This is a genomic window from Spongisporangium articulatum (assembly GCF_044465595.1).
In the GTDB taxonomy this organism is placed as follows: domain Bacteria; phylum Actinomycetota; class Actinomycetes; order Actinomycetales; family Kineosporiaceae; genus Spongisporangium; species Spongisporangium articulatum.
In genome coordinates this window covers 1-26,964 of sequence record NZ_JBITLV010000004.1, presented here as the reverse complement: position 1 = coordinate 26,964, position 26,964 = coordinate 1, and the positions used below count along the sequence as shown (strand labels likewise).

Below are 26,964 nucleotides of genomic sequence, written 5' to 3'. Positions count from 1 at the left end.
GCGTCAGCGGCAGCCGCAGGCCGCGAGGGTGGTGACCATGGCGTCCATGGCGGCGCGGGCGCCCAGCGTCGAGGTGACCTTGTCGGCCATCAGCGTGAAGACCAGCAGGCGGCCGTCCGCGTCGACGACCGTCCCGGCCAGTGACGTGACCCCGGTCAGGGTGCCGGTCTTGGCCCGGGCCAGCCCGGCGGCCCCGCGCTCGTCGCGGTCGAGGAACCGGTCGGCCAGGGTGCCCGAGACGGCCGCCACCGGCATGCCGGTGAGCAGGGGCCGCAGCTCGGGGTGGTCGCCGCCCGCAGCCAGCGCCACCACACCCGACAGCAGGGACGCCGGGAGCCGGCTCCCGTCGCCCAGGCCGCTGCCGTCGGTGAGGGTGGCCCCGTTGATGCCCAGGCCGAGCTCCTGCACCTGGGCCAGCACGGCCTTCCCGGAGCCGGCGAACGTCAGACTGCCTCCGGTCGCCCGGGCCACCAGCCTCGCCAGGGCCTCGGCCACAGTGTTGTCGCTCTCGGTCAGGGCGTACTCGACCTGCTCGGCCACGGTCGCCGAGTTCACCCCGGCCAGCACGGTCGACGTCTTCGGGGCGTCCCCCCGCTTCACCTTGCCGGTGACCGTGACCCCGGCCCGCTTCAGCTCCTTGGCGAAGGCCGCCGCAGCGGTGGCCGCGGGGTCGGCGGCCCGGCGCCCGTAGTGCTCGGCCTCGACCCGTCCGGCGTCCACCTCCAGCGGCTGGACCGGCGCCACGTACCCGTCGCCCACGTCGCCCGGCGACCACTTCGGCGAGCGGGTCTGCGGGCCGAACAGGTCGTCGTCCAGCGTCAACGCGATCGTGGTGCGGCCCTGCGCGGTGAGCGCGGCCGCGGTCGCGACGGCCAGGTCGCGCAGGCCGGCCCGGCCGTCGACCTTCTCGGGGTCGCCCGAACCCTTGGCGAGCAGCACGTCCCCGCCGCCGACCAGGTACACGGTGCCCCCGTCGTCCTGCACGGTGCGGGTGGGCAGCGTCGTGTCCGCGCCCAACGCGCTGAGCGCGGCCGCCCCGGTCAGCAGCTTGGCCGTGGAGGCCGGCTCCCGGGCCGTGTTCACGGCCTGGGAGAGCAGGTGCTCACCGGAGGCCGGGTCGAGGACGTCGAGGGAGACCTGCTTGCCCAGGCCCGCCGCCCGCAGGGCCGGGCCGAGCGCGCGGTCCAGCGCCGCCGCCGTGGGGACCGAGGCGTCGGTGGCCGGGGTGGGTAGGACGGTGTCCCCGGGGCCGGGTTGCACGGCGCCCGGGACGTCGGCCGCCAGGTCGAACGAGTCGGCGACGGTCGGGGGCGGCGCGACGCGGCGGGTCAGGACGAATCCGGCCGTACCGGCCACCGCGACCGTGGTCGCCAAGGCCGTGACGATCGCCACTCTCCTGCTCGCCCTGCTGGTGAGCCCTGCCACGCCGATACCGCTCCCTCAGTCGACCGGGACGAGAATAGTCTGAGCAGCCACAACGGAACCGGAAGGCAGCAGGTTGGACTTCGACGTCACCATCGAGATTCCCAAGGGTCAGCGCAACAAGTACGAGGTCGACCACGAGACCGGGCGGATCAAGCTCGACCGGATGCTCTTCACGGCGACGCGCTACCCGGCCGACTACGGCTTCATCGACGGCACCCTCGGTGAGGACGGCGACCCGCTGGACGCCCTCGTCCTGCTGGAGGAGCCGACGTTCCCCGGGTGCCTGGTGCGCGCCCGGGCGATCGGCATGTTCCACATGCGCGACGAGAAGGGCGGCGACGACAAGATCCTGTGCATGCCGGTCGACCCGCGGACCGAGAACGTGCAGGACCTGACCGACATCCCCGAGTTCTACCGGCTCGAGATCCAGCACTTCTTCGAGACCTACAAGGACCTGGAGCCCGGCAAGAGCGTCGAGGGGGCGCACTGGGGCGACCGTGCGGCGGCCGAGGCCGAGATCGTCGCGTCCCGCAAGCGACTGGCCGACAACGGCGGCGTCTACCCGCACTGACCCACGGATCAGGCCCCGGATCCGACACGATCGTGTCGGATCCGGGGCCTGATCGCGTCCAGGGCGTTTCTACGGGCGGCCGGCGTACGGCATGGCCCCACCCCAGCGGATGGACACGATCCGCACGTAGGAGCCGGTGTGCGGGGCCTCGATCATCCGCCCGCCGCCGATGTACATCGTGACGTGGTGGATCGAACCCGGGTTCGACGTGTTGGTGGCGTAGAAGATCAGGTCGCCGGGGCGCATCGAGCTGTACGAGATGTGCTCCGTCATCGCGTACTGGATCCGCGACGAGTGCGGGAAGTACACCCCGGCTTTCTGCCAGGCGCGCAGCACCAGGCCCGAGCAGTCGTAGCTGTTCGGCCCGGCCGCGGCCCACACGTACGGCTTGCCCAGCTGGGTCTTGGCCCAGGCCACCGCGATGCGGCCGCCCTGGGCCGTCCCGCTGGAGCTGCCCCCGCCACCCCCGTTGTTCCCGCCGCCGTCGTTGCCGCCGCCGTCGTTGCCGCCGCCGTCGTTGTTCCGGGCGTTGTTCCGGGCCTGCGCCGCGGCCCGGGCCCGGGCGGCCGCCTCGGCGCGGGCGCGCGCGGCTGCCTCCAGCCCGGCCTGGCGCTGCTTCTCCAGCTTCACGCTCGTCTTGCGGGCCTTGGCCAGCTGCTCGATCAGGGCCTGCTGGTCGGCGCGGGTGTGGGCCAGCGCGTTCGCCGCCGCCTCGGACCGGGCCTGCGCGGCGGCGCGGGCCGCGGCCATCTGCTCGGCGGCCTGGCGCTGCTTCTCCAGGGCGGCCAGCGCCTCCTGCTGGAGGGCGGTCGCCTTGACCCGTGAGTTGTCGTAGGCGTGCACCGTGCGGTTCCGCTCGGCGGCCAGCGCCTGCAGCATCGTGGCCCGCTCGAGCACGGCGTCGGGGCCGTCGGGGGACAGCAGCACGTCGAGGTCGGCGATCGGGCCGCCCTGCCGGTACTGGTCGGCGGCCAGCCGACCGATCTCGTCCTGGGCGCCGTCAACCCGTTTCTGCGCGGCGTCGGCGGCGGCCTGCGCGACCTTCGCGGCCTGTTTGGTCTGCGCCAGTTCGATGACGGCGACGTTGTAGTCCTCGTCGGCCTGGCTGGCCGCGGTCTCGGCGGCGTCGGCGGCGGCCTGGGCCCCGTCGAGCCGCTTCTGGATCGCGTCGACGTCGTCGCCGAGCGCCGCGGCCTGCCGCTTCGCCGCGCGCACGTCGTCCGCGCTCGGGTAGCCGGGTCGGGCGTCGGCCGGGCCCGCGGCGCCGAGCCCTCCGGCCACGAGGGCGGCCAGGAGGATCAGGACGCTGGTGAGTCGACGGCTGCGGCGCATACCGGGGACATCGGCGCCACGGGACGACGGCTTTAGGCCGACCGGGTGACGGCCGACCGGGTGAACGCCCCCCGAGCTCGGTTTCAGGGCGTGGCTCAGTGTCCGAGCCACGCCCTAAATCCTGTGGGCGCCGGTCGGGCCGGTCAGCGTCAGGATCGCGCCCGCGGAGATCGCGAGCACGCCCAGCCACCCGAAGAGCGTGCTGAGGATCCCGAGGATCATCCCGAGGACCAGGAGCACCGCACCCACCACGATGAGCAGAAGCCACAGCTGCATGCGGACCACCTCCGGCTGAATCGAACCTTCAGGACAAACCCTCAAGTAACGGTTGCGGGTTATCTCACCACGTCAGGGCCCGGTTGGCCAGGATCGGCCCGGGCCTGTCCCCTGTGAGCGCTCTATTCGCGGCACAGGTCGACGAGCAGCCCGAGCAGGGTCGCGACCTGTTCGGGGTCGCGCAGCCGGTGCCGGGCCAGGGTGTCGCCGTCACCGACGCGCACCGACACGTCGCCGCTGTCGACGCTCATCACGTCGAACGCGCGCTCGTCGGTCACGTCGTCGCCGACGTACATCACCGCGCCCACGCCGAGCGCCTGGCGCAGGGCCGCGAGCGCCGTCCCCTTGGTCACCTCGACCACGGACAGCTCCACGACCTCCTTGCCCATCGTGACGTGCACGCCGGGCCAGGACCCGACGCCCTTGAGGGCGGCCTTCGTGGCCGCCGCGGCCACCTCCGCCTCGGCCTGCCGGGTGTGCAGGACGACGCCGGTCGGCTTCATCTCGACCCAGGTCCGGTCGTGCTGGGCGGACAGTTTCTGCAGTTCCTCGGTGGCCTTCGCGAGCAGGGCCCGCCGGTCGTCGTCCAGCTCGGCCGAGGCGGCGCCGCCGCCGATCGGGTCGCTGAACTCGGCGCCGTGGCTGCCGACCAGCATCGTGCCCGGCGGCGGGTCCGCGATGGCTCGCAGGTCGGCCAGCGACCGGCCGGAGACCAGGGCCAGCCGGACGCCGGGCACGTGCACGAGCGCGCCGAGCTGGCTGCGCGCCTCGGGCAGCATCCGGGACAGCTCGGGCTTGGCGGTCAGCGGGGCCAGCACGCCGTCGAAGTCCAGCGCGACGAGCAGGGAGGGGTGCATCGCGAAGCCCTCGACGTCGTCCACCAGGCCGGGCGGTAGCGCCCGTCGGGCGCGGTCGAGGACGTCGGGGCGCGGGCCGGGACGGACCGGTAACCGGATCGCGCCGGTGTCGGTCGGCAGATCGCCGGGGCTGACCGAGGCGACGGCGTTCGGCTCCACGGCCGAGGCGGCCACCTTGAGGAACGTCGAGGCCCAGCGGGCGACGTCGTGGTCGAAGACGCGGCGACGCATGGCCCGCATCCGGCGCTGCGCCTCCTTCGGCGTGACGTGCACGGCCCGCATGATCTGTGCCTTCATGCCGTCGATGTCGTGCGGGTTGATCAGGAACGCCTGCGGCAGTTCGTTGGCGGCGCCGGCGAACTCGGACAGCACCAGCGCGCCGCCCTCGTCGTAGCGGGTGGCGACGTACTCCTTGGCGACCAGGTTCATGCCGTCGCGCAGGGCCGTGACCAGCAGGACGTCGGCCGCGAGGTACAGCGCGGCCAGCTCGTCACGCCCGTAGGCCTGGTGCAGGTAGTGCACGGCGGGGTGGCCGATCTTGCCGTAGTCGCCGTTGATCCGCCCGACCGTGACCTCCACGTCCTGGCGCATCTTCTGGTACTGGTCGACGCGCTCGCGGCTGGGGGTCGCGACCTGCACCAGGACGGCGTCCTGGGCCTCGAGGTCGCCGTCCTCGAACAGCTCCTCGACCGCCTTGAGGCGGTGCAGGATGCCCTTCGTGTAGTCGAGCCGGTCGACGCCGAGCAGCACGACCCGCGGGTCGCCGAGCTCGCGCCGGATCTCCTTGGCCCGCATCTGGATCTCGGGCCGCTCGGCCAGTTCCTGGACCGCGCGCGCGTCGATCGAGATGGGGAACGCGGCCGCGTTGACCTCGCGCCGCGGATGGTGGTCGGGGCTGCCGAACCGCGGCTCACCGGGCAGTTGCACCATGCCCCGCCGGGTGGACAGGCCGTTGCGCCGGCAGGCGCGCAGGAAGTTGTTCGCGTCGGCCGGGCGCTGGAAGCCCAACTGGTCGGCCCCGAGCAGCCCCTCGAGCACCCGGCGGCGCCACGGCAGCTGCGCGAACAGCTCGTAGGGCGGGAACGGGATGTGGTTGAAGAACCCGATCCGCAGGTCGGGGCGCAACCGGCGCAGCATCTGCGGGACGAGCTGCAGCTGGTAGTCCTGCACCCAGACCAGCGCGTTCGGTGCGGCCTCGGCGGCGGCCCGGTCGGCGAAGCGCTGGTTGACCTGCTCGTAGCTCTCCCACCAGCTGCGGTGGAACTGGGGGCGGGCGACGACGTCGTGGTACAGCGGCCACAACGTCGAGTTGGCCATGCCCTCGTAGAACTCCTCGACCTCACGCTCGTCGAGCATCACCGGGATCAGGCGGATACCGCGGGCCTCGAACGGCTCCGGGGCCTCGCCGGCGCTGCCCGACCAGCCCACCCACGCGCCCGCGTTGCGCTGCATGACGGGCTCGAGCGCCGTGACCAGACCACCCGGGCTGGGCACCCAGCTGGTGGTCCCGTCGGCGGCGACCTTCCGGTCCACGGGCAGCCGGTTGGCCACGACGATGAGGTCGTGGTGGCCGTTCTTCGGCGGCTCGGACGGCGGTCGTGCGTCGCCTGTGTCGACACTGGTCACGCGACCACCCTAGGTGTCCGGACACCGACGCGCCTGTACGGGTCTCGGTGCGACACCTCTCGCGGCACACGGACACCGCACGTAGGTTGCGGAGGGTGAGCACTCCTACCGTTGCGCTGTTGGGAACCGGGACGATGGGCGCCGGCATGGCGCGGAACCTGGCCGCCGCCGGGCTCCCGACCCGGGTCTGGAACCGCACCTACGAACGGGCCGCGCCGCTGGCGGACGACGGGTGCCAGGTGACGCGGACCGCCGCCGAGGCGGCGGCGGGGGCGGACGTCGTCCTCACGATGCTGTTCGACCTCGAGAGCGTGCGGTCCGCGATCGAGGCGGCCGCCCCGGCGTCCGGCACCGTGTGGGTGCAGTCGAGCACCGTCGGGGTCGCCGGGACCGCCGAGCTGGCCGCGCACGCGGAGCGGCAGGGCCTGCCGTTCGTCGACGCCCCCGTGCTGGGCACGAAGCAGCCGGCCGAGAAGGGACAGCTCGTCGTGCTGGCCTCGGGGCCGAGCGACCTGGCGCCGCGGGTGGCGCCGCTGTTCGACGCGGTCGGGGCGCGCACGATGTGGGTCGGCGACGCGGGGGCCGGGACGCGGTTGAAGCTGGTCTGCAACGGGTGGGTGTTCACCGTCCTGGAGGGCATCGCCGAGGCGCTGAGGACGGCCGAGGCGCTCGGCGTCGACCCGGCGCTCTTCCTGGAGGCCGTCAAGGGCGGGGCGATGGACGCCCCCTACGTGCAGCTCAAGGGCGCGGCGATGCTGTCCGGTGCGTACGACCCGGCCTTCGCGTTGAGCGGGGCGTTGAAGGACGCCGGGTTGATCGAGGAGGCCGCCCGCGAGGCCGGCGCCGACCCGGCGGTGGTGTCGGTCGCGCGGGCCTACTTCGCGAAGGCCGCCGAGGCCGGGCACGGCGAGCTGGACATGGCCGCGACGTTCCTGGCCCACTGAGGTTTGATGGCCGCATGGTGACGATCGCTACCGCGACGCGCGTCTCGCGCGAGGAGTTGCTCGAGTTCCTGCGCCCGCGGCACCGGGCGACGCTCATGACGTACCGGGCGGACGGTTCGCCCCAGCTGTCGCTGGTCACGTGCGGGGTGGACAACGCCGGCCGGGTCGTCGTTTCGACCTACCCGCAGCGCGCGAAGGTCGCGAACATCCGCCGCCGGGGCGAGGTCTCGCTGGTCGTGCAGTCGGACGAGTGGAACGGGCCGTACGTCCAGGTGGACGGGACCGCGGAGGTGCTGGACCTGCCGGAGGCGCTGGAACCGCTGGTCGAGTACTTCCGCTGCATCTCCGGCGAGCACCCGGACTGGGACGAGTACCGGGCGGCGATGGTCGCTCAGGGCAAGTCGTTGATCCGGATCACCCCGACCCGGTGGGGGCCGATCGCCACGGGCGGCTTCCCGCCGGGCCGCGCCCCCACCCAGCCGTGATCATGGAAACTTCTACTCTGTCGGCGCCGCCACACCCGCACCGCTCCGGCACGAGAGAGTAGAAGTTTCCATGATCACGACCTGAGGGGGGTGGCCCCGCCGCACTCACGGCAGGGCGGTGATCGTAGGGTCGGCGACGTGTTCGCCGTCCTGACCTGGCCGCTGCTCGCGGCGTGCCTGTTGGGCGCCGGGTGGAGCGTGGCGACGGCGGTGCGGGACGCGCGGCCCAGCAACCGACTGCTCGTCGTCCTGCTGGTCGCCGAGGTACTGACGCTCGCGCAGCTGGTGGCGGGGGTGGCGGCGGTGGCCACGACGGACCGCTCGGTGTCGGTCGCGACGTTCGTCTCCTACGCCGCGGCGCTGCCGTTCATCATCCCGGTGGGCGCGGTGTGGTCGTCGATGGAACGGTCCCGCTCGAGCACGCTGGTGATCACCCTCGCCTGCGTCGCGGTCGGCGTGATGACCCTGCGGATGGCGCAGATCTGGAGCGGACATGCCTGAGCCCTCGACCACCGGTGACGCGACCGACGGAGCGACCGACGCCCGCCGGCACGGGCCGGGCCGGCTGCTGGTCGCGGTCTACGCGCTGTTCGCGATCGCGGCCACGTCGCGCGCGCTGGTGCAGATCTCGACCAAGTACGACGAGGCGCCGCTGGCCTACCTGCTGTCCGCCCTGGCCGGGGTGATCTACATCGTCGCCACCGTCGCGCTGGCCCGCCCGGGCGAGACCGCGCGGCGGGTGGCGCTGGGCACCATCGGGTTCGAGCTCGGCGGCGTGCTGGCCGTCGGCACCGCGAGCCTGTTCGACGCGCAGGCGTTCCCCGACGCGACCGTATGGTCGGGCTACGGCTCCGGGTACGGATTCATCCCGCTGGTGCTGCCGATCGTCGGGCTGTTCTGGCTGCTGCGCGGGTCGCGCGCCCGCTGAGAACCGTTACACCGAGCCGATGTTCAGGAAGCTCTTGATCGCCCGGCGCTCGTCCATGGCCGCGTAGGCCTCGGCCACCTCGGTCAGCGGCAGGTTCAGGTCGAAGACCTTCCCCGGGTTGATGCTGCCGTGCAGCACGTCGCTGAGCAGCTCCTCCAGGTACGCGCGCACCGGCGCGACGCCGCCGTGCAGGTTGACGTTCCGGTAGAACATGCCCGGCACGTTCAGCTCGACGCCGTGCGGCAGGCCGACGTAGCCGATCGTCCCGCCCGGTCGGACGGACCCGATCGCCTGGTCCATCGACTCCTTGGTGCCCACGCACTCCAGCACCGCGTCGGCACCGATCCCGTCGAAGAGCTCGCGAACGGCGGCCGCCCCCTCGTCGCCGCGGGCCGCCACGACGTCGGTGGCGCCGAACTCCTTGGCCAACTTCTGGCGGTCGGCGTGCCGCGACATGACGACGACGCGCTCGGCGCCCAGCCGGTTGGCGGCGATCACCGCGCACTGGCCCACGGCCCCGTCCCCCACCACCGCGACGGTGCTGCCCTTGCCCACCCCGGCCGCGAGCGCCGCGTGGTGCCCGGTGCCCATCACGTCGGAGAGGGTCAGCAGGCTCGGCACCAGCCCGGCGTCCGGTACCTCGGGGGTGGCGACGAGCGTCCCGTCGGCCAGCGGCACCCGCACCCACTCGCCCTGCCCGGCGTCGGCCAGGAACCCCTCGCGGTCCGGGTGCCCCCAGCCAGACACCTTCAGGCACGACGTCTGCACACCGTTGTGGCAGTTCGGGCAGGTTCCGTCGCTGATCATGAACGGCGCGATGACGAACTGGCCCTTCCTGACCGTCCGGACGTCGGCGCCGACCTCCTCGACGATGCCCACGAACTCGTGCCCGATCCGGCGCGGCTCGTGCGTCGGCTGGATGCCCCGGTAGCCCCACAGGTCCGACCCGCACACGCACGCCGCGACGACCCGCACCACGGCGTCGGTCGGCGACTTGATCGTCGGGTCGGGGACCTCTTCCAACCGGATGTCACGTTCGCCGTGCAGCAGGGTCGCCTTCATGGACAAGCACCCTAAACGGTTCGGCGAGGACCGTCGGACGGGGAGCCCGCGGCCGGAGTCGAACCGGCGACCGGCTGATTACAAATCGGGTTCCAAGCGTATTGATCTGAGTCGGATCGTGCGCAGATAGCGCGTTTTCCCAGGTCATGGGTCATCCGGGGTGGTCATTCAGACCGCTCAGGACGTGAGCAGACCGCTTCGTCCGTGAGCAATCGGCGAGCAACACGAACGCCGAACCCAACAGCCCCGGCTCGACGCTCCACACGCCGGCCGGGGCCTAAGACCCGGAGGTACCCGAGTCATGACCCTCATTATCGACGACGCCCAGCCGGACTCGCCTATCGCCCACGCCCCGTGGTGCGACCCCGCCGAGCACAGGGACGGCAACTGCAGCGACTGCACGAGCCGTCTGCTGGAGACCCCCGCAGGTGCCGTGTTCCTCACCCAGTACGACGGGGCGACCCGGATCGTCCTGTTGGACCCGCCCCGCGACGGCGTCCTCGCGATCACCGACGCCGTGTGGTTGGTGAACGCGCTGCAGGAGCTGATCGCCACCGCCGGTGGTCCGGTGTCCCTGGGCGTGGCCCCGCCCCGCCGGCCGTCCGCAGGCGAGATGCACGCGAGCGCGGAGCAGGCCTGATGGCCCGGCTCGTGATGCGGTCGCCGGGGCTCATCATCTGGGCCGCGCTGATCCTGATGTTCGCAGTGTTCGCGGTCCGGTACGTGCACAGCCTGCCCGGGGCGGTGACCGCCGCGCTGATGGTCGCCGCCTTCGGCGGCACCTGGTTCCTCACGGTTCGCGACACCGCCCGGCAGGAGAGCCTCGGCGCCCCATTGCGGCGAGCGCACCTGGCGGCGGCCAGCGAGACAGTCTCGGAACCAGAGGCTGATCCGGGGCGAGAGGCCGAGGCCGGCTCGCTCGCGGACACGCTCGACCTTCCTCGCGTCGAGGACTCGGACGAGCCCAGCGACGAGGTCGACCGCGAACACCAGGTGGGCGCCTCGTGAGCGGCGTCGCCTTCCTCGCGGCCTGTGCCTTCGCGGCGACCGGAGTCATGGCGGCCGTTGCACGGCCGCAGCTCCTCGTCATCCACGCCGCCCTGATCGGCTTGTGGGCCACCGTCTACGTCCGGGTCGTCACCTGGATCGTCTGCGGCGCCCTGGCCTTTGTCCTGGCTCTGCTGCTGGCCCGGGTCGCGGACCTCGCGGTCCGTCTGGCGAACCGGGTCTGGGTCCGTCGCGCCGATCTGCCGTTCCGGCCTCGCGGGGAACGACTCCAACAGGAGGTGCGCCGGTTCGCGGTCGACGTCGACACATTCGCCTTCGGAACCGAGTTCGAGGCGTGGGCCACACGGAAGGGCATGACCCGCGTCCGATCGTGCGACGACCCCGGCAACCCGGGCCGGATCCTCGCGACCTACACGTTGCCCGCCTCCTGGCAGGACACCGACCAGTGGCTGCTGGTGATGGTCGACGCCTCACCCGACCCCCAACGTGGCGGCCTCTACTCCCTGTACGGGGAGATCGTCACCACCCCCGACCCGCTGGCCGGCCAAGCCGCCGGCTGGCGAGACGCCCCCTCCGACTACGCCGCGACCAGCTACGCAACCTGACCCGAAGGAGACCCGATCATGGCACGGCCCGAGACCAAGCCCAGCGCCCACCCCGACACCCTCGACCTGCCGACCGCCGAGAACGACGCCGCGTTGGACCGGCTCACCGCCGAGCTCACCCGCACGCCCCTTGTCCTGGTCGACGAGGTCCAGCAGCTGGTGGCGCCGGTCTCCTTCGGGAAGCCTCGCCGCCAGGGCGACATCCGCGTGAAGCGGGTCGGCCCACCGCAGCAGCTGCCGCCGGCGCCCGGGCACCGGGACAGCCGGCGGGCCGTCGTCCCGATCACCGTGCCCGACCCGCTGTTCGGCGGTCGTGCCTCGGTGCTCGCCCGGCTCCTGCGACGCCCCGACCCGAACCTCCACGTCCTGGTCCCGGCCGGGCCCGTCGGCGTCCGTCGCCACCTGATCGACGGCCAGTTGTCGTTCACCGTCCTGGTCCCGGAGGGCTCGACGGCCCGTCTGGAGCACCAGGGCCGCACCGCGCACCACCGGCCGCTGTACCTGCCGCCGGGCGTGTGGGAGCTGACCGGCAAGGCCGGCGCCGTGTACCCGATCAGCGACTGACCCACCCACCCGCGAACGCCCCTCTGACCCGAGGAGACCCCGATGGACACGACCACGACGCCCGACGAGGCGCTGGCCACGGTCACGCCCATGCAGCGCCTCGCCCGCACCCTGCCCATCACCGTCGGCCTGCTCCTAGTCGCAGGCGTGTGGTTCGCCGGCGCCGTGTGGTCGTTCAGCGAGCAGCGAGACTTCGCCGCGGCCAAGCACTTCGACATCCCGATCCTGCTGCCCCTGACGTTCGACGGTCTCGCCCTGTCGCTTGCCGTCGTCGCCTGGTCCGCCGCCCTCGACGGCCGCGCCGCCGGCCTGGCCCGGATCGGCACGTTCGGCGCGATCACCGCGTCGGCAACATCGAACGCGACTTGGGCGGCCTCGCGCACCGGCGGCGACGTCGTGACCGTTGTCCTGGCCGCCGGCGTCCCACTCGCCTCGGCGATCGCCTTCGAGACGCTCCTGGCCGAACTCCGCAAGGGCGTCCACCGCCGCCGCGGGGAAGAGCCGCCCGTCGTCGTGACGGCACCCCGCCTGATCCGGCTGGCTCTGGCGCCAGCCTCGACGTTCCGGGCCTGGCGCAAGCACGTCCTCGACATCACCTCCCCGGCCCGCCCGGCCAGGGCCCGACCGGCATCACGTGCCGAGACCGTCCCGTCGTCTAGCGACGGCGGCGACGCCAAGAGCGGCGGCCAGGGCGGCGGCCGGTCCAAGGGCCCGAACCGCCAGCGACCGCACGTCGACGCGGGCGACCTGTTGCTGGCCGCGCAGGCGGTGCAGGCCGAGTTCGCCCGCAACGGCTCGCGTCTGAGCCGTCGCACTCTGATCGACGGGCTGCGCGCTCGGGGTCACGGCTGTGGCACGGAGAAGGCGAAGGAGCTGCTCCGCCAGCTCAACGCCGCGTGAGGAGGGAGATCGAGATGAGCCAGAGCACCTCGCATCCCGACACCTCCACGGCCCGGCGTGCAGAGGGCGGCGTCGTTCACCTGGACGTCAACGGTGACGGGGTCGTCGACCGCATCGAGCAGCCCGCGGCCAAGACCGGAGACGGCGGCGAGGTCGCCCAGCGCGAGGCCCGTCCTGTTGAGCCGTACGACCCGCCCCAGGCGGTCACAGGACCCGGTATGGACACGGTGACCGCCACCGTCGTGACCGGGCCGCCGGCCATAGGCGCTGGCGAACTGCGGCCGATCGTGCCCGGCTGGATGCGGTCATGGGACGGCTGGAAGGGCACCACCCGGTGGTGGCTGCGAGTGCAGTGGCACGCCTTCCGCTTCCACATGTTCCGGCTTCCGACGTACGCCGTTCGCGCGCTGATCCGAGCGCCCCGAGGCACCTGCCGTGTCGTGGCCGGCACGGTCCGGTGGGCACTGGACACCCGCGCCGACGGACTGGAGCAGGACCTGGCCACCGGCACGAAGGCCGACTCCAAGGAGTTCCGGCAGCTGCGCGAGAACCGCTCCGCCCGGATCAAGTGGCGGTCCCTCGTCGTCGCCGTGGTGTTAGGCATCCTCGTTACCAGCGGGGTGATCATCTACCGCGGCCAGGAGCCAGCTGTTCAGGCAGCTGTCTCGGTCGCCACGTTCTTGGTGCTGGCCATCATCGGCTCCGACCCGGGCAAGCCGCTCATCGGCCAGACGATGACGGCGACCCCCGGGCACCGGGAGATCACCGACACGATCGTGATGCGGGCTCTGCGTGCCGCCGGGTTGGCCGGGCAGCCGGCCAAGGTCGACAAGGACGGCAACGTGACCGCCGAGTCGACCCTGGCCACCCTCGCGGCGCCGATCGCACGCTCGGCAAACGGCCGTGGCACAGAGATCCTCGTCGACGTCACGTACGGTAAGACCGCCGGCGACGCGGCCGAGAACCTCGGCAAGCTCGCGTCCGCGATGGACGTCGCCGCGGCTCAGGTGTTCGTCGAGCCGGTGAAGGGCAGCGAGCGTCGGGTAGCGATCTACGTCGCCGACGACGACCCGTTCCTGCGGACCCCGCACCGCTCGCCGATGGCCCGCATGCCGAAGGTGTCGGTTTGGGACCAGCACCCGATCGCTCGCACACCGCTGGGTCGCGAGGTGAAGGCGCCGCTGCTGTTCGCCTCCTATCTCGTGGGCGCCGTCCCCCGGGCCGGGAAAAGCTTCGCGGCGAAATGCCTCACCGCCCCGGCCGTGCTGGACCCCTACTGCGACGTCACCGGGATCGACTGCAAGGGCGGGCGGGACTGGCTGGCCCTGTCCGAGGTCGCTACCCACTTCCAGACCGGCGACGACGAGGAGGACCTAGCGCGGGCCGTCGCGATCCTGCGCCAGCTGCAGCAGGCGGCCCGGGCCCGGTTCGCTCAGTTCCGGGACTTGTCCGACCTCGAGATGCCCGAGGACAAGCTGACCCGCGAGCTGGCTCGGGCCGGAATGCGCCCGCATATCATCATCGTGGACGAGATCCAGAACCTGCTGAGGGCGGCCAGCAAGGAGATCCGGCAGGAGTCGCTCGACGTTCTCACCTGGCTCGCCAAGTCGGCGCCCGCGGCCGGTTTCAGCCTCGTGGCCATCACCCAGCGCCCGGCGGCCGAGGTCATCCCTGCGGACCTCCGCGACGTCATGACGGTCCGGATCGCCCTACGGACCCGGACCCGACAGAACTCCGACGCGATCCTCGGGACCGATATCTCCGCGACCGGGTTCCGGACCGACCGCTTCGACGAGGCCCACAAGGGCGCCGCCGTCATCGGCGGGATCTCGACCGGCCGCGGCGGCGACCTGCAGGTGGCCCGGACGGACCTGTTCACGCCGACGGACTTCACGAAGGCCTGCGCGATCGGACGGCAGAGGCGTATCGACGCCGGGACCTTGCGGGGCCAGGCTGCCGGCGAGCGGGAGGAGTTCGTGGTCGAGGCGATGGTTGTCGAGGACGTCGACGCCGTGTGGCCGGGTGACCAGGCCAAGGTCCAGGCCTGGCAGATCGTGGAGCGCCTGCGCGAGCACTTCGGCGACCGCTACCCGCAGCTCGATGAGGCCGCGCTCACCCGCATGTTGAAGCCCCGCGGCGTCCCCTCGATCCAGGTGTTCCGCGACAACACCAACCGCCAGGGGTACGCACTCGCCGACGTCCGCAGGGCCCGCAGGGTGCTCGCGGCAGCCGCTGACGAACCCCAGGACGCCATAGAGCCCTAGGAGCTGCCACCACTAGCCCTAGGAGCATCCCTAGACCCTGCACGGGCCTCTGACCAGGCATCTAGGGACTAGGACACCACCCGGCGCCACCCGCCAAGAACCCAGAGAGGCCCCTCATGCCCACCGACGTGCTCCTAGCCCTAGCCGCGCTCGGCCTGGTCGCCGGCTACTGGTTCGCCTGCCGGTTCTGGCCCTACGCCGCCTGCTGGCGCTGCAACGGCACCGGCAAGCTCCCGTCCCCCAGCGGCAAGAGGTTCCGCACCTGCCCGCGCTGCAAAGGCACCGGCCGCCGGCTGCGCCTCGGCCGACACGTCCTCAACACCTTCAGTTCCACCAGGGATCGGGCCCACCGCCCCGAGTAGGAGCGCGCTCGCCAGACCGCGCCAGGACTGGACACGCGGGACAACCCAGCGACGGAGACCGGGACCGGGCCGTCAGCGTGCCCCTCGGGTCAATCAGGCCCATCCTCGGCAGAACGGCGGACGCAAAGTTCTGGGCTCGCCTGACCCTCATTGCCACGGTCTCAGCCCCGTGAAACCGGAATCCGAACAGGCGTTCGAAGGGTGGGGTTCGGTCGGGGCGGACACGCCCTCCGACCTGGGTCGATACGCCAGCCGAGTGTCGTCCACGCCGACATCCCGGGCCGACCGCTACCATGTCTTCTGCGACCCTCAGACGGCCTAGTCGTTCGTCCCTTCGGGGATGGATGTGACGGACCGTGATGCCACTCAGGAAGGGAGATACCGACGAGCGCCCGCCACGGTGGGCTGCGTCAGCGGATGACCCGTTGTCCGCTCCGGGCCCCTTCTATTCCCTGCGTCTTCCTAGAGTTCTTCTACAACCTTGCCGCACTCGGTGCAGCAGGGAACTCCGGTGTGCCCAGTGATCGCCCCGTCGCTTCTCATCGTGACGGCGGCCGGCGTCCCGGCCGGATCAGAGGGCCGCCCCACAAGGGTGAACCATTCAGATCCACAGCTGCACACGAGGCTGTCGGCCGCCGAGGCGACCGCGCGACTCCGGTGTGCGGCCAAGTCGATCACAGCAGACATCCGACTCCTCCGAGGAGGTGATGAAGTTGAAGAGGACCCCGCTTGGCCCTGGTGGCCAGTGGAAGACGGGACAGCGTGTGCCCAAGACCGACACCTACGTCGATCAGTACGGTGTCACGTCGCACCACGAGGAGGGTGGCACCTTCCCGCCGTGTATCGGCCGGAAGGGTGAGTGCGCCCTGAGGACTCCGTATCGGGTGGCCGCCTGATAGGTCTTCCTCTGCCGGGTCGGGGCGCGAACCTCCGGTTCGTTGCCCCGGCCTGGTACCCACTCGTCCCTCTCCGGTGCCGATACACAGCGTTCCGTGTAGTGCCTTCGGCCGCTCGATGCAGGGTCTGGAGGTATCTCAATCCCAAACCCCCAATCGGCGTCGTCAGGCACCCCGGTTCTTGCAGTGTAGGTCGCCGACGTTGGCACGCACGACGAACGCCTTATGTCACAGAGCACAATCGCGTCTCGGTCCAAACGGGCCGGGACCCCCTGGCCGACGGCCAGAGGGCCCCGCTCTGAGTGCTCCAGGTGCGACCCTCGGTGCCTACTCAGGAATTTTCTCGACCGGTCGTCAAGCATCTGACCGGTGCCGACAGCATTGCTTCTAGTACTCCGAAGAGTCAAGACGCCACTCGCTTATGTCGCTCACTACGCTCCGCGCTGAGAAGAAAGCACCTTGTTGCGGGATCCATCGCAGACCTCCGGCGATACCGACATGGGGGCCGCTCCGGGCCGGCCATCAAATCAGCCTCGTCTGGCGGGCTGGCCCATCCATGGCGAGCTGAGATCTGCTCCGCGCCGGGGACCTAGGGCCCTCGGGAGCCATGGGACCGTGCCCGGCTGGGACATCGAAGAGGTCGGTCAGGATCGGATGGTCCTTCTTCGCGACACCCGGCCAGGTCCAGTCGGTGGCCCCGCCCAGGCCCACTAGCAGGCCCAACCACGGGTCCAATGACAGGCCCGACCAACGGGGCCAACGACAGGTCCACAGCAGCGAGCCCGTTCCGGACCGGACGCACACAGCACCCCGCGACGCAATGGGGTCCGCCCAACTACAAGTTGGCTACTCACAAACCCGAGGAGGCCACTGTGGCAACTGTCGCCACCGTCATCAAGATCTACCCTGTCGAGCGATCGTGCGACGTCCTCGCACACTTCACCACGATGACCCCAGCAGGTAAGCGGGCGGTGTGGGTGTCAGACCTTCCCGACCGTGTCGTGCGCGAGGCCGTCCGCGCTCTCGAGATCTGCGCCGATGAGGTCGAGCCCCACGTGATCCACGGCCCGCTGATCTCCCGCGCCGAACGCCTGGCCTACGCGGGCATCGAGACCTCACGCGGCGACGATGAACAGTCCCTGCGCTGGACCGCGGGGAGTCGCAGCGCGGTGGGTGAGCGCCACCAGATCGAGGCCCGGCAGCGCCGGACGGCGTGGGCGGTCGCCGAGCTCAGGTCCGAGCCCTGACCTGACGTGACTACCGGACCGGGCGGAGGCGCTCGGGGTCGGGCATGCCCGGTCCGGTAAGTCATCCTCGAGCCTACGAGCCCCGGACAACGTCTCGGGCATCTGGAAGTCCGCCGCGACCGCCAGCGGACCTCGATCACCTGGAGGCGCATATGCCCCGATCGAAGCAGCCGGCTCTACCGGTAGAGCTGGACGGAGAAGACGACGAGATGTTCCCGCTGCTAACGGCGAGGCAGGTAGCCGAACGGTTCAGCTGCAGCCCGGACTACGTTCACAACCTGGCCTACAGCGGCCAGCTGCCCTACGTGCTCCTGCCGTCGGAAGTCGGCGTGGAGCGAGACAAGTCAGCGAGCGCCGGACGACGGCGCCGGTTCCGGTCGGATCACGTGCGTCAGGCCGTCGAGGCCTGGACCTGCGGGTAGCGGGGCTCAATCCTCCTGGAGGCCGTTCTGGGCTAGGTCCAGGAGCCTGGCCTCAATGCGGGCGCGGAGCGCGATCCGGTCCGTCAAGGCTGAAACGAGCATTCCGGCGACCAGAGTCATGGCCCTGGTCGAGCAATCCGGGCACAAGGCCAGCACGTCGAGCATGGCCTGTATCCGTGCGGTTGCCTCGGGGACGAGGACTTCACCGTCTTCGTCCCCGAGGCCCCGTCGGATCAGGGCCAGCGCGTTGCTCATCAGCTCACCGGCCTCGTCGAGGCTAGACGCGAGCGCACCCGAGTCGACGACGTACTGGCGCTCCCTTGGCGGGTGAAAACCACTGCTGCAGTTCATAAGAGCCTTCCGCTGTACTTTTCCACTACGCGAGCGACGGGCGCACCGTCCATGTTGATCGCCATCCGCTTCATGCCCCGCTTGATCCCCTGTTCGACAGCTGTGGCGATGACCGCGCCAAGCGCGTCGGCATCGATGCCTCCGGCGGCTGGTTGCATGGCGGCGGCCGCGCGAGCGATCCGGGCGGGCTTCGACTCGGACAGCTCGCCCATGGCGATCGTCGCGTCCCGGGTCAGGGAGGCGAGGCCGCCGCTGGCCAGCCGCAGCGCCGCCTTGGGCACGCGCCGCTGGTTGATCGCGTCCATGGCGGCCACGCCGTAGTGCTCGACCGCGGCGTTGCTCTGCACGTACTCGCGGTGCGACAGCATCGCCGGGATCGAGTCCGACGTCCCGGTCCCCGGTCCCTCCATCAGGCCACCCGCGGCCCGCTTGTACGACGGCACAGACCCGAAGCCGTACCCGGCTTCCCTCGCGGCGTTCTTCAGCGCGGCGATGATGTTCAGCCGGTAGGTGGCGACGATCCCGACCGCCTTCTTGGCCGGTAACTCCGCGATCTCACGACGCAGCTCCCTGATACGAGCCTTTGAGTCGGCCAGCAGCTGCTTGTCGGCCTCCGTCTTGACCTTTCGCCCCTTCAGCCGGTTGATCGTGCCCTGGAGATCTTTGATCTCGTCGCGGGCCTGGTCGGCCTTCACGTCGTCCAGGGACATCTGCACCCGGTCGGCGGCCGTGCGGGCGTCCTGCGCGAAGGCCGCCATCGAGTCGGCGAACGGCAGGTGAAGTCTCTGCGCCTGCGCGGCCAGGGGCTCCGTCATGGCCGCGAAGGCGTCCAGGACCTGAGCAGACATGGACGCGCTGGCGTAGGCGACCTTCCCCATCGCGGTGGCAAGCAGGCCGAGGGACATGAGCATGTGTCCCGCGTCGGACGCCAGTAGGTCGCCGAGGACCTCGACGGCCGGCCCGAGGACTTCGGACCAGCCGACGATGGCGGGCTGCATGTCGCGGAAGGCATCGGCCAGCCGGTCGAGGAACGGGCCGATCTCTGGGCCGACGTCGTCCTTGAAGTCGTTCCATGCCTGCTTCGCGTGGCCCCAGAGTCGTTGGAGCGAGTCGGCTGTGTCCGTGAGCGAGTTGTTGCCCTCGAACTCGTCCTGTACCCCCCGCCACGCCTCCTTCAGGTCGTCCCAGTGCCGGATGGTCAAGGTGACGGCGGCGCCGGCCGCGAGCGGCAGGTTGCCGGTGGCGAGACCGATCCCGATCAGCCCGAGCGAGATGACGTCGCTGGCCTTGCTGATCTCGGCGCGGTGGTCGTCCAGCCACTGCAGGGCGTGGACGACGCCGAGCACGCCGTCGCGCACGTCCCCGACGACGCCACCGACGCGGTCGAAGGCGTTCTCGACGTCCTTATCGGTGATCGAGTCGAAGAACTTCGTGATCTTCTCGGCGGCCCAGTCGGCGCCGTCGCCCAGCTTGTCGAACGTCACCCCTGCCACGCGCTCGGCCAGCCGGGTCGCGGACTCGGCGACCGCCTCGATGTCCGGGGCCAGCCGCTCGAAGAACCCCGCGGTCTCCCCGGTGACCTCCTTCACGGCCTTCGTCCCCTCGACGCTGTTCAGGAAGTCGAGGTACGAGAACGTGGCGAAGTTCGTGGCCAAGCCGATGCGGCGCATCGCCTTCTCGACGAACGGCATGTTGACGCGGTCGAACTCAGTGGCCAGCGGGCGGATTCCGACCGTGGCCAGCCGTGCAGCTTCGTCGGTCGCAGCCTTGAAGCCCTTGGTGACCGGCGACAACTCCTTCGACATGGCAGGGCCGATCGCGCCGAGAGCCTTGCTGATCAAGAATCCGCCGGCCGCCACCGCCGGCAGGGTGGCCACCAGCGGAGCGACCTCGACCGCGAACTGCCCGGCGTTCACGGCGGCGGTCGCGAAAGCCCCAGCCAGAGGACCGATGCCGGAGACCGCCGCCGCGCCGCCGAACGCCCAGAGCGGCTTGATCTTCCCGATCTTCGTGCCGAGACCGTCGATCAGCCCGCCGACCTTCGACGTCCCCTTCGACGCCCAGTCGTTGAACGACTGCGACCACGCCTTCCCGGCGTCACCGCCGATGGCCGCCGCGGACCGGACGTGACGTCCCTTGGCGCCGGGCAGCCCGCTGCCCGAGGCGGTCCAGAACTTCTGGCTCCAGCTGTTCCCCGCGGCCGCCCCCATGTCGGCGCCGATCTCGGTGCCGACCTTGACGAACCGGCCCTTGCTGTCGCGCAAACGGCCGTCCGCTGAGCGCCAGAACTGCTCGCCGTAGGACTGCCCGGCCGCCTGGCCTGCGGCCTGCCCGGCCTGCTGGCCCTCGCGCCGCAGCTCGTCCCGCATCCGATGGTCGCGGCGGGCCTTGATCTCGATGTAGGCGCGGGCGATCGGGTCGCGACCTTCACCAGTCAACGGGATCTCCCTGGGTATCAGTAGTTTTCGATACCCGACCCCAAGTACATGTTACCCGGCCAAGCCATCGCGGCCGACCTTGCGAAGCAACGCGAGACTCGGAATCGATTGGAAAGCGGCAGCCGGAACAGAGCAGACTTCTCGGCGTGATGATCTCGGTACGCCCGCGAGTCGAGCCCGACGAGGCGCTGCAGGCGGTGGCCAACGCAGCCGCCAAGTTGACCACGGTCAACGGCAGCCACATCGCCTACCTGCAGTGGGCACTGGAGCAAGTCGGCCTGCTGAGCAACTGCTTCGACAGCGGAGACGTCGAGCAGCTGATCATGACGCGGCGGTACTACGCGATCGAGTCGGCGGCAGCTTGGTCATTCGCGCAAGACACACCGGCACCCCAGCGCCTAATGATCAACCACGAGGTCGCCAGTCAGCAGCGCATCCTCGACGGTCTTCACCGTGACCTCAGGGTCGAGTTCGGGCTCTGGAGCATCATGAGCGGACACTTGGTCTTGCCCGACACGAGTGTCTTCGTCGGCCACCGCCGTACATGGGACAAGATCGACTGGAGGGCCATGGTCGAAGCCCGCGAGTACGAGCCCGTCATCATCGGCATTCCGATGGCCGTCATCCGAGAACTCGACCGCCGCAAGAGAAGCCGCGACCAACGATGGCGAGCCGCCTACACCCTCAGCAGCATCGAGCGTCTCTTCGGCGCCAGCAAGGTAACCGAACACGTACCGGATCTCCCTGGAACGAAAGACGTCCGTGTTCGCGTGTTTCCGTCGCCGGTCGCAGGCGCGACCGCCGAAGGCGACCCGGAGATCTTGGCTGAGGCAGTGCGCCTGCAGGGCCGCTCTGGACGGAACGTCAAGCTGGTTACGTTCGACACGAACATGGCCTTCGAGGCCCGCCAGCTAGACCTGAAACCGGTGAAACTCGGCGTTGCTGATCGACCTGACGACTGGCTTGGCAAGCAGCCGAAGAACGAGCCGCCGCTGCCCGAAGGCGCATGAACCGGTCACCTCTCGTACTCGGTCCGGAATGTTCAACCACCACTCCTCGCGGCGTACTGTTCCGGCATGGTCATGGGGGCGCTCGCCGCTATCCAATTCACCGGAGACAACGACGCTGCCATCGCGGCGTGGCTACCCACGGGCGTGACGTGTAGCCGGCTCGTTGACTTGCTGATCGTCGACCAAGCCTTGGAAGGCCGCCGAGAGTACGGCTTCCCGGGCGAGGTCCGCCGAGGCGAGTGGATCGTGCAGCAGACCGACTATCGCCTCCGCAGAGTTTCCGATGGCGCCTTCAAGCAGACCTGGAGGCAGCGCCTTTACCGGAATGGCCCCGGGGCTTTGGGACGACCCGCGCAGGATCCGCCGACGCCCCCGTCGGGCCAACCGTTGACCTCCAAGAACTGGTAGTGCCTCGCCTGGAACGGCAGAAGCGCGGCGTCGGCTCGCCGGCAGTGAGGTTGGCGGGCCGCCAGCAGGTTCACTTCTCGATGCCCGGGGGCATCACCCGAGTTGGGAACCTGGGCGGCTTCGCCAACCCTTCAACGCTAGGTCACCGAAGGGGCTCTGTCGTAGGAGGTGCCCATTTCCGTAGCAGTTGGGCCGCCGAACAGGCGCTCTACCCCGCAGAGAATCCACCGGCCAGCAAATGAAGGTGCGGGGCGCCGGCCCGGATGACTTCCCGGATCTGGTCCTGCGGCAACCTGAGTGGCGCCAGCGCAAGCCTGAGGAACTCGCCCGCACGTTCCCCAGCTTGCTCCGCTAGCTCCAGCTTTTTCTTAGCGATCCCAAGACGAGCCGCGTCGGTGGCGGTGCGCCGCAGAAGGTCGCGCTCGCGGTGATAGATCTCCAGCAACACGTTGATTCCCGAGGCTTCGATCTCGGTAGTGACGTCCACGCGCCCCTCGCTGTTGTACCCAGCTTCGTGCGAGCGCCTGGATGCACCCCAGGTCAACGCCTCAGGGGCAAGCTGGCGGATCTCCTGAGCCAGCCAGGCAACGTGCCCGGCGGACAGCGCGACGAGCTGCAGGAGCGCGTCTCCAGGGTCGGTCTCGATCGGCAGCCCGTACGTGACCATCGCCTGTTCGAGTTCCCCGGCCTGGCGTCGCCGCTCAGCGGCGGCCTCAACCTGGGGAGCTGCCCCACCGTGCAGCCTGCAGCGGCCTTGACCGTTGTGCCCGGTGCCCCAGCCGGCTGGTCTACCGCACGCACCGCCATTTCGGGTCGTGGCGCCGCAGCGAGCGCCTTCCATGGGGTCACTGGCCATGCGGCTCCTCCATGGGGTCCGTCGACGGGGTAGGCCGCCGAAGCGGGGTGACGGTGGCGGTATTCCTCTCTGCCTCCTGCTCGACCCAGTCGGTGAAGTCGGGCAGCTGCCCTTCGGTGTCGACGTCCTCTGCGGTGTCAGCTGTCGATGTTCGGGGGTCGGCGTCTCGGATGAGTTGGTCGACGCTGGCCGCCGGGTAACCGACGGCCAGGAGCGCCTCACGGGCGCGTTCGACGCGCTCGGTCGCCCAGTGGAGGATCTGACGCTGGACGGGGTGGTTCGGGTCGCCGTCGATGATCTGGTCCCGGAGCTTGGCGCGCTCGAGGGCCGCGGCGGTGAGGAACTCGACGAGGGGGCCGATGGGTGTGGGCTCGTCCAAGGTGGTGTCCTTTCAGGCTCGGCGTTCGTGGCGCCAGCAGGTTGATGCGATGCCCTGGGCGTGAAGTAGCCCGTCGAGCTCACCGGCATCGTGGCGTGCTGCGAGCCATCGCCCGGGGAAGCGGGCGCCGTAGCAACTGCGGAGGCAGGCGGCGATGTCGCCGAGGTCGTCTTCGAGGCCGTGCGCCGCGGCGATCTCGGCCAGCAACTCGCGGTCGTCTTGCTGGATCGCGCTCGGCCGCGGAGCGGGTGAGCCCTGCCGTGAGGCCATGGACGATTCAGAAGGATGGTTCAAGGACGGTTTGGGTGACACCAGCGTCACCCCCGCCGCGACACCAGCGTCACCCCTGGGGGTGACACCTGCGTCACCCCTGATCCGGTGGCGTGTGGTGCCGTCGCAGTCGGGTGGGCAGCGGAGGGTCACCTCGTAACGGTTCGGCCGGTACCGGTGGTCAAGATCGGCCAGTCCGCCGGCCTGGATGGCGACGACGACCTCGCCTAGTTCTTCGAGCTGCCGGATGGCTCGTTGGACGGTGCGCTCGGAGGCGTTGGCGTAGCGGGCCAGCGTCGCGATGGACGGCCAGGAGCCGCCGTCGCCTTCATGGTTGGCGATGCCGATCAGTACGAGCTTCACCGTCCCCGTGGCACGCGAGTGGTGCAGTGCAAGGGAGATCGCCTCGACGCTCATCCCGCCGACCTCTGGTCACGCCAGAACCTGGTGCCTACCCACCGGTGGTGCAGTCCTCGCCGGACGGGGCGCGAGGAGACGCCGACCCCGACGGCTTCGATGACGTGACGGTCGCAGGCAAGCCGAAAGCGGGTACCCCATGCCGAGGGGTGCGACGGCAGCGGGATTCCGCTGTTGAGGGCGTCGGTCCGGATGTCATCCGCGGTGAACGGCACGCCGGTCCGAGCCCTCGCCTCGATCAGGGCGTCGATGTCCGCCCGCCAGCCGATCCGGTCGGCGTCTATGCTCAGTTCTGAGTCCGCGCCGCCACCCAGCTGCACGACCTCCTCGGCCGCCCCAGCCCTGCCAGGCTGTGGGCGGCGTTCGTTTGCTGGAGCGCCCGCTGAAGTTGCTGCCTCTCGCGACTTCTTCACACCGCGTCACCACCAACCGTTACGCCGAGGTACCGCGCCAGGTCGACGCGACGGACCTTCGTCCGTTTGCCGACCTTGACGACGGGCAAGGGGAACTCCCCGGTCCGGAGCAGCTCGTATCCCGTCGATCTGCTGATCCCAAGATGTGAGAACGCGGCCAGCACGGGGATCAACGGCTGGTCCGGAAAGGTCTGCGTGATGCGGGTTGTGCTCATGGAGAACACCTTCCGTACTAGTCCGCGCTCTACAGGAACAGACTGAAGCGTGCTCGGTATTGCGTGATGCTGTCAACTGATGCAACTATCTGTTCTTGTGGAGAACAACGGCACGACGGCTCTACAGTTCTGCTTCATGGCGGATGACGCGACGTGGAGCGAAGACACTGCGCGTGTCGTGGCCAGCAACGTTCGATACTGGCGGCTCGATCGGAAGATGAGCGCCCAAGCCCTGGCCGACGCCATGAGCGCCGCCGGCGTTCCAATCACGCGCCAGGTCCTCGCCAACTTCGAGACCGGCCGTCGCCCCCACGTAAGTGTCTCCGAGCTGATGCTCTTCGCTGCGATCTTGCGTGTCCCGCCGACCGGCCTCCTTCTGCCGTACCCTCCGGCCCTGGACGGTTCTCCCATCACAGAGTGGGCGGCCGAGGACGAGACAGGATTGTCGGTCGAGGTTCTTCCCGGACGTCGGGTTACGACCGGGGAAGCGCTGGCCTGGTGGTCCAGCCCGGAGTCGCGATCCCCGTGGTCAGACGACGCGGAGCCGGACGAACCCGCCGGCCGGTTGGCGCGGCTGCTTCGGCATCAGGACTTCCTCGTGCAGCAGTTCATGAGCCTCCCCGAGATTCGGACGGCCGCGTGGGAGCAGCTGCTGGTAGTGCGCGCACAGATGCGCGCAGCAGGCGACCCCTTGCCCGACCTGCCCGATGACCTAGCCGAGCGCGAAGCGACCGACCTACCGAACCACTGGCTCACGTCAGACTCCCCCAACGCCCAGCAGAGGCGCATGTTCGCTGGCCTACCACGTCGGCTCGAGGTCGACTGATGGCTAAGGGCAGCGTCTCCAAGAGGTGCCAGTGCCGCGACGCCGACGGCAAGAGGGTGAAGGACTGCCGGAAGGCACATGGCTCGTGGGGCTACACAGTCGATGCCGGCCGCGACCAGGCCACCGGCAAGCGCAAGCAGACCACCCAGGGCGGGTTCTCCACGCGCCGCGAGGCCGAGGCCGCCATGCACGTCGTCCTCTCCGAGATCGAGGACGGCTCATGGTCGAACGACCAGGGGATGACTCTCGGGGCGTGGCTCGACCAGTGGCTCGAGGAGTCCGGCGAGCGCCTCGCCGTCAAGACGATGATCAGCTACACCGGGCACGTCCGGGACGTGTGGAAGCCGCTGCTCGGGCACATGCGTCTACGCGCCGTCCGCCGGCACCATGTCGAGAACGCGATCCGTGAGGTGGCGAAGCCGATCACGGGTGAGCGCCCGAAGGGCAACGTCGGCCAGCGCGTCGAGAAGCGTTCCGCGTCGACGGTCGCGGCCTACCGGCGCACCCTCCGCGCCGCACTCGCCGCCGCCCAGCGCCGTGGCCTCATCACGGTCAACCCGGCCCAGGGCCGCATGGACTCGATCCCGAAGGCCGAGCACCACGAGTTCACCGTCTGGGAGCCCGAGCAGACCGCCCGGTTCCTCGACCACGTCTCCGAGGACCGGCTCTCCGCCCTGTACGAGGTGGCCGCCTACGCCGGGCTGCGCCGGGCCGAGCTGTGCGGGCTCCGCTGGTCGGACATCGACGAGGGCGGCGCCGGCATCACCATCGGCCAGACCCTCATCGAGGTCAGCAGCAAGGCGATCCGCCCCGAGGACCGTGAGTGCAAGGTCTGCGGCGGCGACCACGGCGGGCGACTGCTGAAGGAGCCGAAGTCCCGGGCCGGCCGCCGGTGGGTGCCGCTCGTCGGCGCCGCCCAGGCCGCGCTGACCGCGCACCGGGTGATGCAGCTCGCCGAGCGCAAGCCGTTCGGCGACGACTATGCCGACCACGACCTCGTGTTCTGCGAGGTCGACGGGAACCCGCTGCGGCCCGGCAGCCTGAGCCGTGACTTCGAGGCCCACATCAAGGCCTGCGAGCTCCCGAGGATCCGGCTGCACGACACCCGGCACGGCGCCTGCTCGCTGCTGCTGTCGGGCGGCGTGCCCATCGAGATCGTCCAGATGATCCTCGGCCACTCGTCGCCGGCGATCACCCGCCAGGTGTACGCGCACGTCCTGAAGAAGGCCACGGCGCTTCAGGTGGAGGCCGCCTCGGAGGCCGTCACGAAGCACCGGCGTGAGCAATCCGTGAGCAAGGAGGCCGAATCAGCAGCCTCCCTCTCCGAGAGCGGGAAGGGAGGCGCCGAGTCCTAGCAGGTCAGAGCCCTGATGGACCGTGACCGAACGGAGCCCGCGGCCGGAGTCGAACCGGCGACCGGCTGATTACAAATCAGCTGCTCTGGCCTCTGAGCTACGCGGGCGGGCCCTGCGATTTTAGGGCACATGCCGGGACACGGCGGCGGGGGGGGGGGGGGGGGGGCCCCCGCCCCCCCCCCCCCCCCCCCCCCCCGGGCCCGCCCGCCCCCCCCCCCCCCCCCCCCGACCGGCGGCCCGGCCCCCGGGCCC

General features: G+C 70.4%; 27 protein-coding genes and 1 tRNA gene. 16 read left to right on the top strand and 12 right to left on the bottom strand.

Annotation, left to right across the window (positions count from 1 at the left end):
- Positions 1 to 3: 3 nt before the first annotated feature.
- A complete protein-coding gene (gene dacB / locus ACIB24_RS12625) occupies positions 4 to 1,392 on the bottom strand; it encodes a D-alanyl-D-alanine carboxypeptidase/D-alanyl-D-alanine endopeptidase (protein ID WP_398280532.1) in 1,389 nt (462 codons plus the stop codon).
- 106 nt (positions 1,393 to 1,498) lie between these two features.
- On the opposite strand from dacB, the gene ACIB24_RS12620 reads away from it, so the two are divergent.
- Positions 1,499 to 1,996, top strand: a complete 498-nt coding sequence (locus ACIB24_RS12620) for an inorganic diphosphatase (RefSeq protein WP_398280529.1) — start codon at positions 1,499 to 1,501, stop codon at positions 1,994 to 1,996.
- Positions 1,997 to 2,065: 69 nt separating this feature from the next.
- On the opposite strand, the gene ACIB24_RS12615 is transcribed toward ACIB24_RS12620, so the two are convergent.
- The 3 genes from ACIB24_RS12615 to otsB form a co-directional block, all read right to left on the bottom strand.
- The gene (locus ACIB24_RS12615) at positions 2,066 to 3,328 is read right to left on the bottom strand and encodes a C40 family peptidase (RefSeq protein ID WP_398280526.1); all 1,263 of its coding nucleotides are present in this window, start codon (positions 3,326 to 3,328) and stop codon (positions 2,066 to 2,068) included.
- Positions 3,329 to 3,442: 114 nt separating this feature from the next.
- Positions 3,443 to 3,604 carry a hypothetical protein gene (locus ACIB24_RS12610; RefSeq protein ID WP_398280523.1) on the bottom strand — a complete coding sequence of 54 codons (162 nt, stop codon included), beginning with the start codon at positions 3,602 to 3,604 and terminating at the stop codon, positions 3,443 to 3,445.
- Between the two features lie 122 nt (positions 3,605 to 3,726).
- A complete protein-coding gene (gene otsB, locus ACIB24_RS12605) occupies positions 3,727 to 6,087 on the bottom strand; it encodes a trehalose-phosphatase (RefSeq protein ID WP_398280520.1) in 2,361 nt (786 codons plus the stop codon).
- 47 nt (positions 6,088 to 6,134) lie between these two features.
- Between otsB and ACIB24_RS12600 the strand changes: the two genes are divergently transcribed.
- The 4 genes from ACIB24_RS12600 to ACIB24_RS12585 all read left to right on the top strand — a co-directional run bounded on the left by ACIB24_RS12600 (position 6,135) and on the right by ACIB24_RS12585 (position 8,444).
- The gene (locus ACIB24_RS12600; protein WP_398280517.1) at positions 6,135 to 7,031 is read left to right on the top strand and encodes an NAD(P)-dependent oxidoreductase; all 897 of its coding nucleotides are present in this window, start codon (positions 6,135 to 6,137) and stop codon (positions 7,029 to 7,031) included.
- 14 nt (positions 7,032 to 7,045) lie between these two features.
- Positions 7,046 to 7,516 carry a PPOX class F420-dependent oxidoreductase gene (locus ACIB24_RS12595; RefSeq protein ID WP_398280514.1) on the top strand — a complete coding sequence of 157 codons (471 nt, stop codon included), beginning with the start codon at positions 7,046 to 7,048 and terminating at the stop codon, positions 7,514 to 7,516.
- Between the two features lie 138 nt (positions 7,517 to 7,654).
- Entirely contained in the window at positions 7,655 to 8,017 is a 363-nt protein-coding gene (locus tag ACIB24_RS12590) for a hypothetical protein (protein WP_398280511.1), read from the top strand.
- Positions 8,010 to 8,444 (top strand): hypothetical protein, encoded by a 435-nt coding sequence (locus ACIB24_RS12585; RefSeq protein ID WP_398280508.1) that lies wholly within the window; start codon positions 8,010 to 8,012, stop codon positions 8,442 to 8,444. Before ACIB24_RS12590 ends, ACIB24_RS12585 begins: the two co-directional genes overlap by 8 nt.
- A 6-nt stretch (positions 8,445 to 8,450) precedes the next feature.
- Here the strand turns inward: ACIB24_RS12585 and ACIB24_RS12580 are convergent, their stop codons facing one another.
- A complete protein-coding gene (locus tag ACIB24_RS12580) occupies positions 8,451 to 9,506 on the bottom strand; it encodes a zinc-dependent alcohol dehydrogenase family protein (RefSeq protein WP_398280505.1) in 1,056 nt (351 codons plus the stop codon).
- Between the two features lie 301 nt (positions 9,507 to 9,807).
- On the opposite strand from ACIB24_RS12580, the gene ACIB24_RS12575 reads away from it, so the two are divergent.
- The 8 genes from ACIB24_RS12575 (at position 9,808) to ACIB24_RS12540 (ending at position 17,352) form a co-directional block, all read left to right on the top strand.
- Complete coding sequence (locus ACIB24_RS12575; RefSeq protein ID WP_398280503.1) at positions 9,808 to 10,146, top strand: hypothetical protein; 339 nt, start codon at positions 9,808 to 9,810, stop codon at positions 10,144 to 10,146.
- Positions 10,146 to 10,514 (top strand): hypothetical protein, encoded by a 369-nt coding sequence (locus tag ACIB24_RS12570; protein WP_398280500.1) that lies wholly within the window; start codon positions 10,146 to 10,148, stop codon positions 10,512 to 10,514. Before ACIB24_RS12575 ends, ACIB24_RS12570 begins: the two co-directional genes overlap by 1 nt.
- Complete coding sequence (locus ACIB24_RS12565) at positions 10,511 to 11,119, top strand: hypothetical protein (RefSeq protein WP_398280497.1); 609 nt, start codon at positions 10,511 to 10,513, stop codon at positions 11,117 to 11,119. The genes ACIB24_RS12570 and ACIB24_RS12565 overlap by 4 nt, the downstream gene beginning before the upstream one ends.
- An 18-nt stretch (positions 11,120 to 11,137) precedes the next feature.
- Positions 11,138 to 11,683, top strand: coding sequence for a hypothetical protein (locus ACIB24_RS12560; RefSeq protein WP_398280494.1), 546 nt, complete (start codon positions 11,138 to 11,140; stop codon positions 11,681 to 11,683).
- A 42-nt stretch (positions 11,684 to 11,725) separates the two neighbouring features.
- Positions 11,726 to 12,583, top strand: coding sequence for a DUF2637 domain-containing protein (locus ACIB24_RS12555; protein WP_398280491.1), 858 nt, complete (start codon positions 11,726 to 11,728; stop codon positions 12,581 to 12,583).
- 14 nt (positions 12,584 to 12,597) lie between these two features.
- Complete coding sequence (locus tag ACIB24_RS12550; RefSeq protein ID WP_398280488.1) at positions 12,598 to 14,847, top strand: hypothetical protein; 2,250 nt, start codon at positions 12,598 to 12,600, stop codon at positions 14,845 to 14,847.
- Positions 14,848 to 14,963: 116 nt separating this feature from the next.
- Positions 14,964 to 15,209, top strand: a complete 246-nt coding sequence (locus tag ACIB24_RS12545) for a hypothetical protein (protein ID WP_398280485.1) — start codon at positions 14,964 to 14,966, stop codon at positions 15,207 to 15,209.
- A gap of 1,843 nt (positions 15,210 to 17,052) precedes the next feature.
- Entirely contained in the window at positions 17,053 to 17,352 is a 300-nt protein-coding gene (locus ACIB24_RS12540) for a hypothetical protein (protein WP_398280482.1), read from the top strand.
- A gap of 428 nt (positions 17,353 to 17,780) precedes the next feature.
- On the opposite strand, the gene ACIB24_RS12535 is transcribed toward ACIB24_RS12540, so the two are convergent.
- Both ACIB24_RS12535 and ACIB24_RS12530 read right to left on the bottom strand, forming a co-directional pair.
- A complete protein-coding gene (locus tag ACIB24_RS12535; protein ID WP_398280480.1) occupies positions 17,781 to 18,125 on the bottom strand; it encodes a hypothetical protein in 345 nt (114 codons plus the stop codon).
- Positions 18,122 to 20,563 carry a hypothetical protein gene (locus tag ACIB24_RS12530; RefSeq protein WP_398280477.1) on the bottom strand — a complete coding sequence of 814 codons (2,442 nt, stop codon included), beginning with the start codon at positions 20,561 to 20,563 and terminating at the stop codon, positions 18,122 to 18,124. Before ACIB24_RS12530 ends, ACIB24_RS12535 begins: the two co-directional genes overlap by 4 nt.
- 149 nt (positions 20,564 to 20,712) lie before the next feature.
- Between ACIB24_RS12530 and ACIB24_RS12525 the strand changes: the two genes are divergently transcribed.
- Positions 20,713 to 21,573: a PIN domain-containing protein gene (locus ACIB24_RS12525; protein ID WP_398281851.1), complete on the top strand. Its 861-nt coding sequence runs from the start codon at positions 20,713 to 20,715 to the stop codon at positions 21,571 to 21,573.
- A 616-nt stretch (positions 21,574 to 22,189) separates the two neighbouring features.
- Here the strand turns inward: ACIB24_RS12525 and ACIB24_RS12520 are convergent.
- The 4 genes from ACIB24_RS12520 to ACIB24_RS12505 form a co-directional block, all read right to left on the bottom strand.
- The gene (locus ACIB24_RS12520; RefSeq protein WP_398280474.1) at positions 22,190 to 22,648 is read right to left on the bottom strand and encodes a hypothetical protein; all 459 of its coding nucleotides are present in this window, start codon (positions 22,646 to 22,648) and stop codon (positions 22,190 to 22,192) included.
- A 178-nt stretch (positions 22,649 to 22,826) separates the two neighbouring features.
- Complete coding sequence (locus ACIB24_RS12515; protein WP_398280471.1) at positions 22,827 to 23,216, bottom strand: hypothetical protein; 390 nt, start codon at positions 23,214 to 23,216, stop codon at positions 22,827 to 22,829.
- Positions 23,217 to 23,228: 12 nt separating this feature from the next.
- Positions 23,229 to 23,903 carry a helix-turn-helix domain-containing protein gene (locus tag ACIB24_RS12510; protein WP_398280468.1) on the bottom strand — a complete coding sequence of 225 codons (675 nt, stop codon included), beginning with the start codon at positions 23,901 to 23,903 and terminating at the stop codon, positions 23,229 to 23,231.
- A gap of 409 nt (positions 23,904 to 24,312) precedes the next feature.
- Positions 24,313 to 24,531, bottom strand: coding sequence for a helix-turn-helix domain-containing protein (locus ACIB24_RS12505; protein ID WP_398280465.1), 219 nt, complete (start codon positions 24,529 to 24,531; stop codon positions 24,313 to 24,315).
- 136 nt (positions 24,532 to 24,667) lie between these two features.
- On the opposite strand from ACIB24_RS12505, the gene ACIB24_RS12500 reads away from it, so the two are divergent.
- Positions 24,668 to 25,357, top strand: coding sequence for a helix-turn-helix domain-containing protein (locus tag ACIB24_RS12500; protein WP_398280461.1), 690 nt, complete (start codon positions 24,668 to 24,670; stop codon positions 25,355 to 25,357).
- Entirely contained in the window at positions 25,357 to 26,712 is a 1,356-nt protein-coding gene (locus ACIB24_RS12495) for a tyrosine-type recombinase/integrase (RefSeq protein WP_398280459.1), read from the top strand. Before ACIB24_RS12500 ends, ACIB24_RS12495 begins: the two co-directional genes overlap by 1 nt.
- 34 nt (positions 26,713 to 26,746) lie before the next feature.
- Here ACIB24_RS12495 and ACIB24_RS12490 read toward each other — a convergent pair.
- Positions 26,747 to 26,819 (bottom strand) — tRNA-Thr (locus tag ACIB24_RS12490).
- Positions 26,820 to 26,964 lie beyond the last annotated feature (145 nt).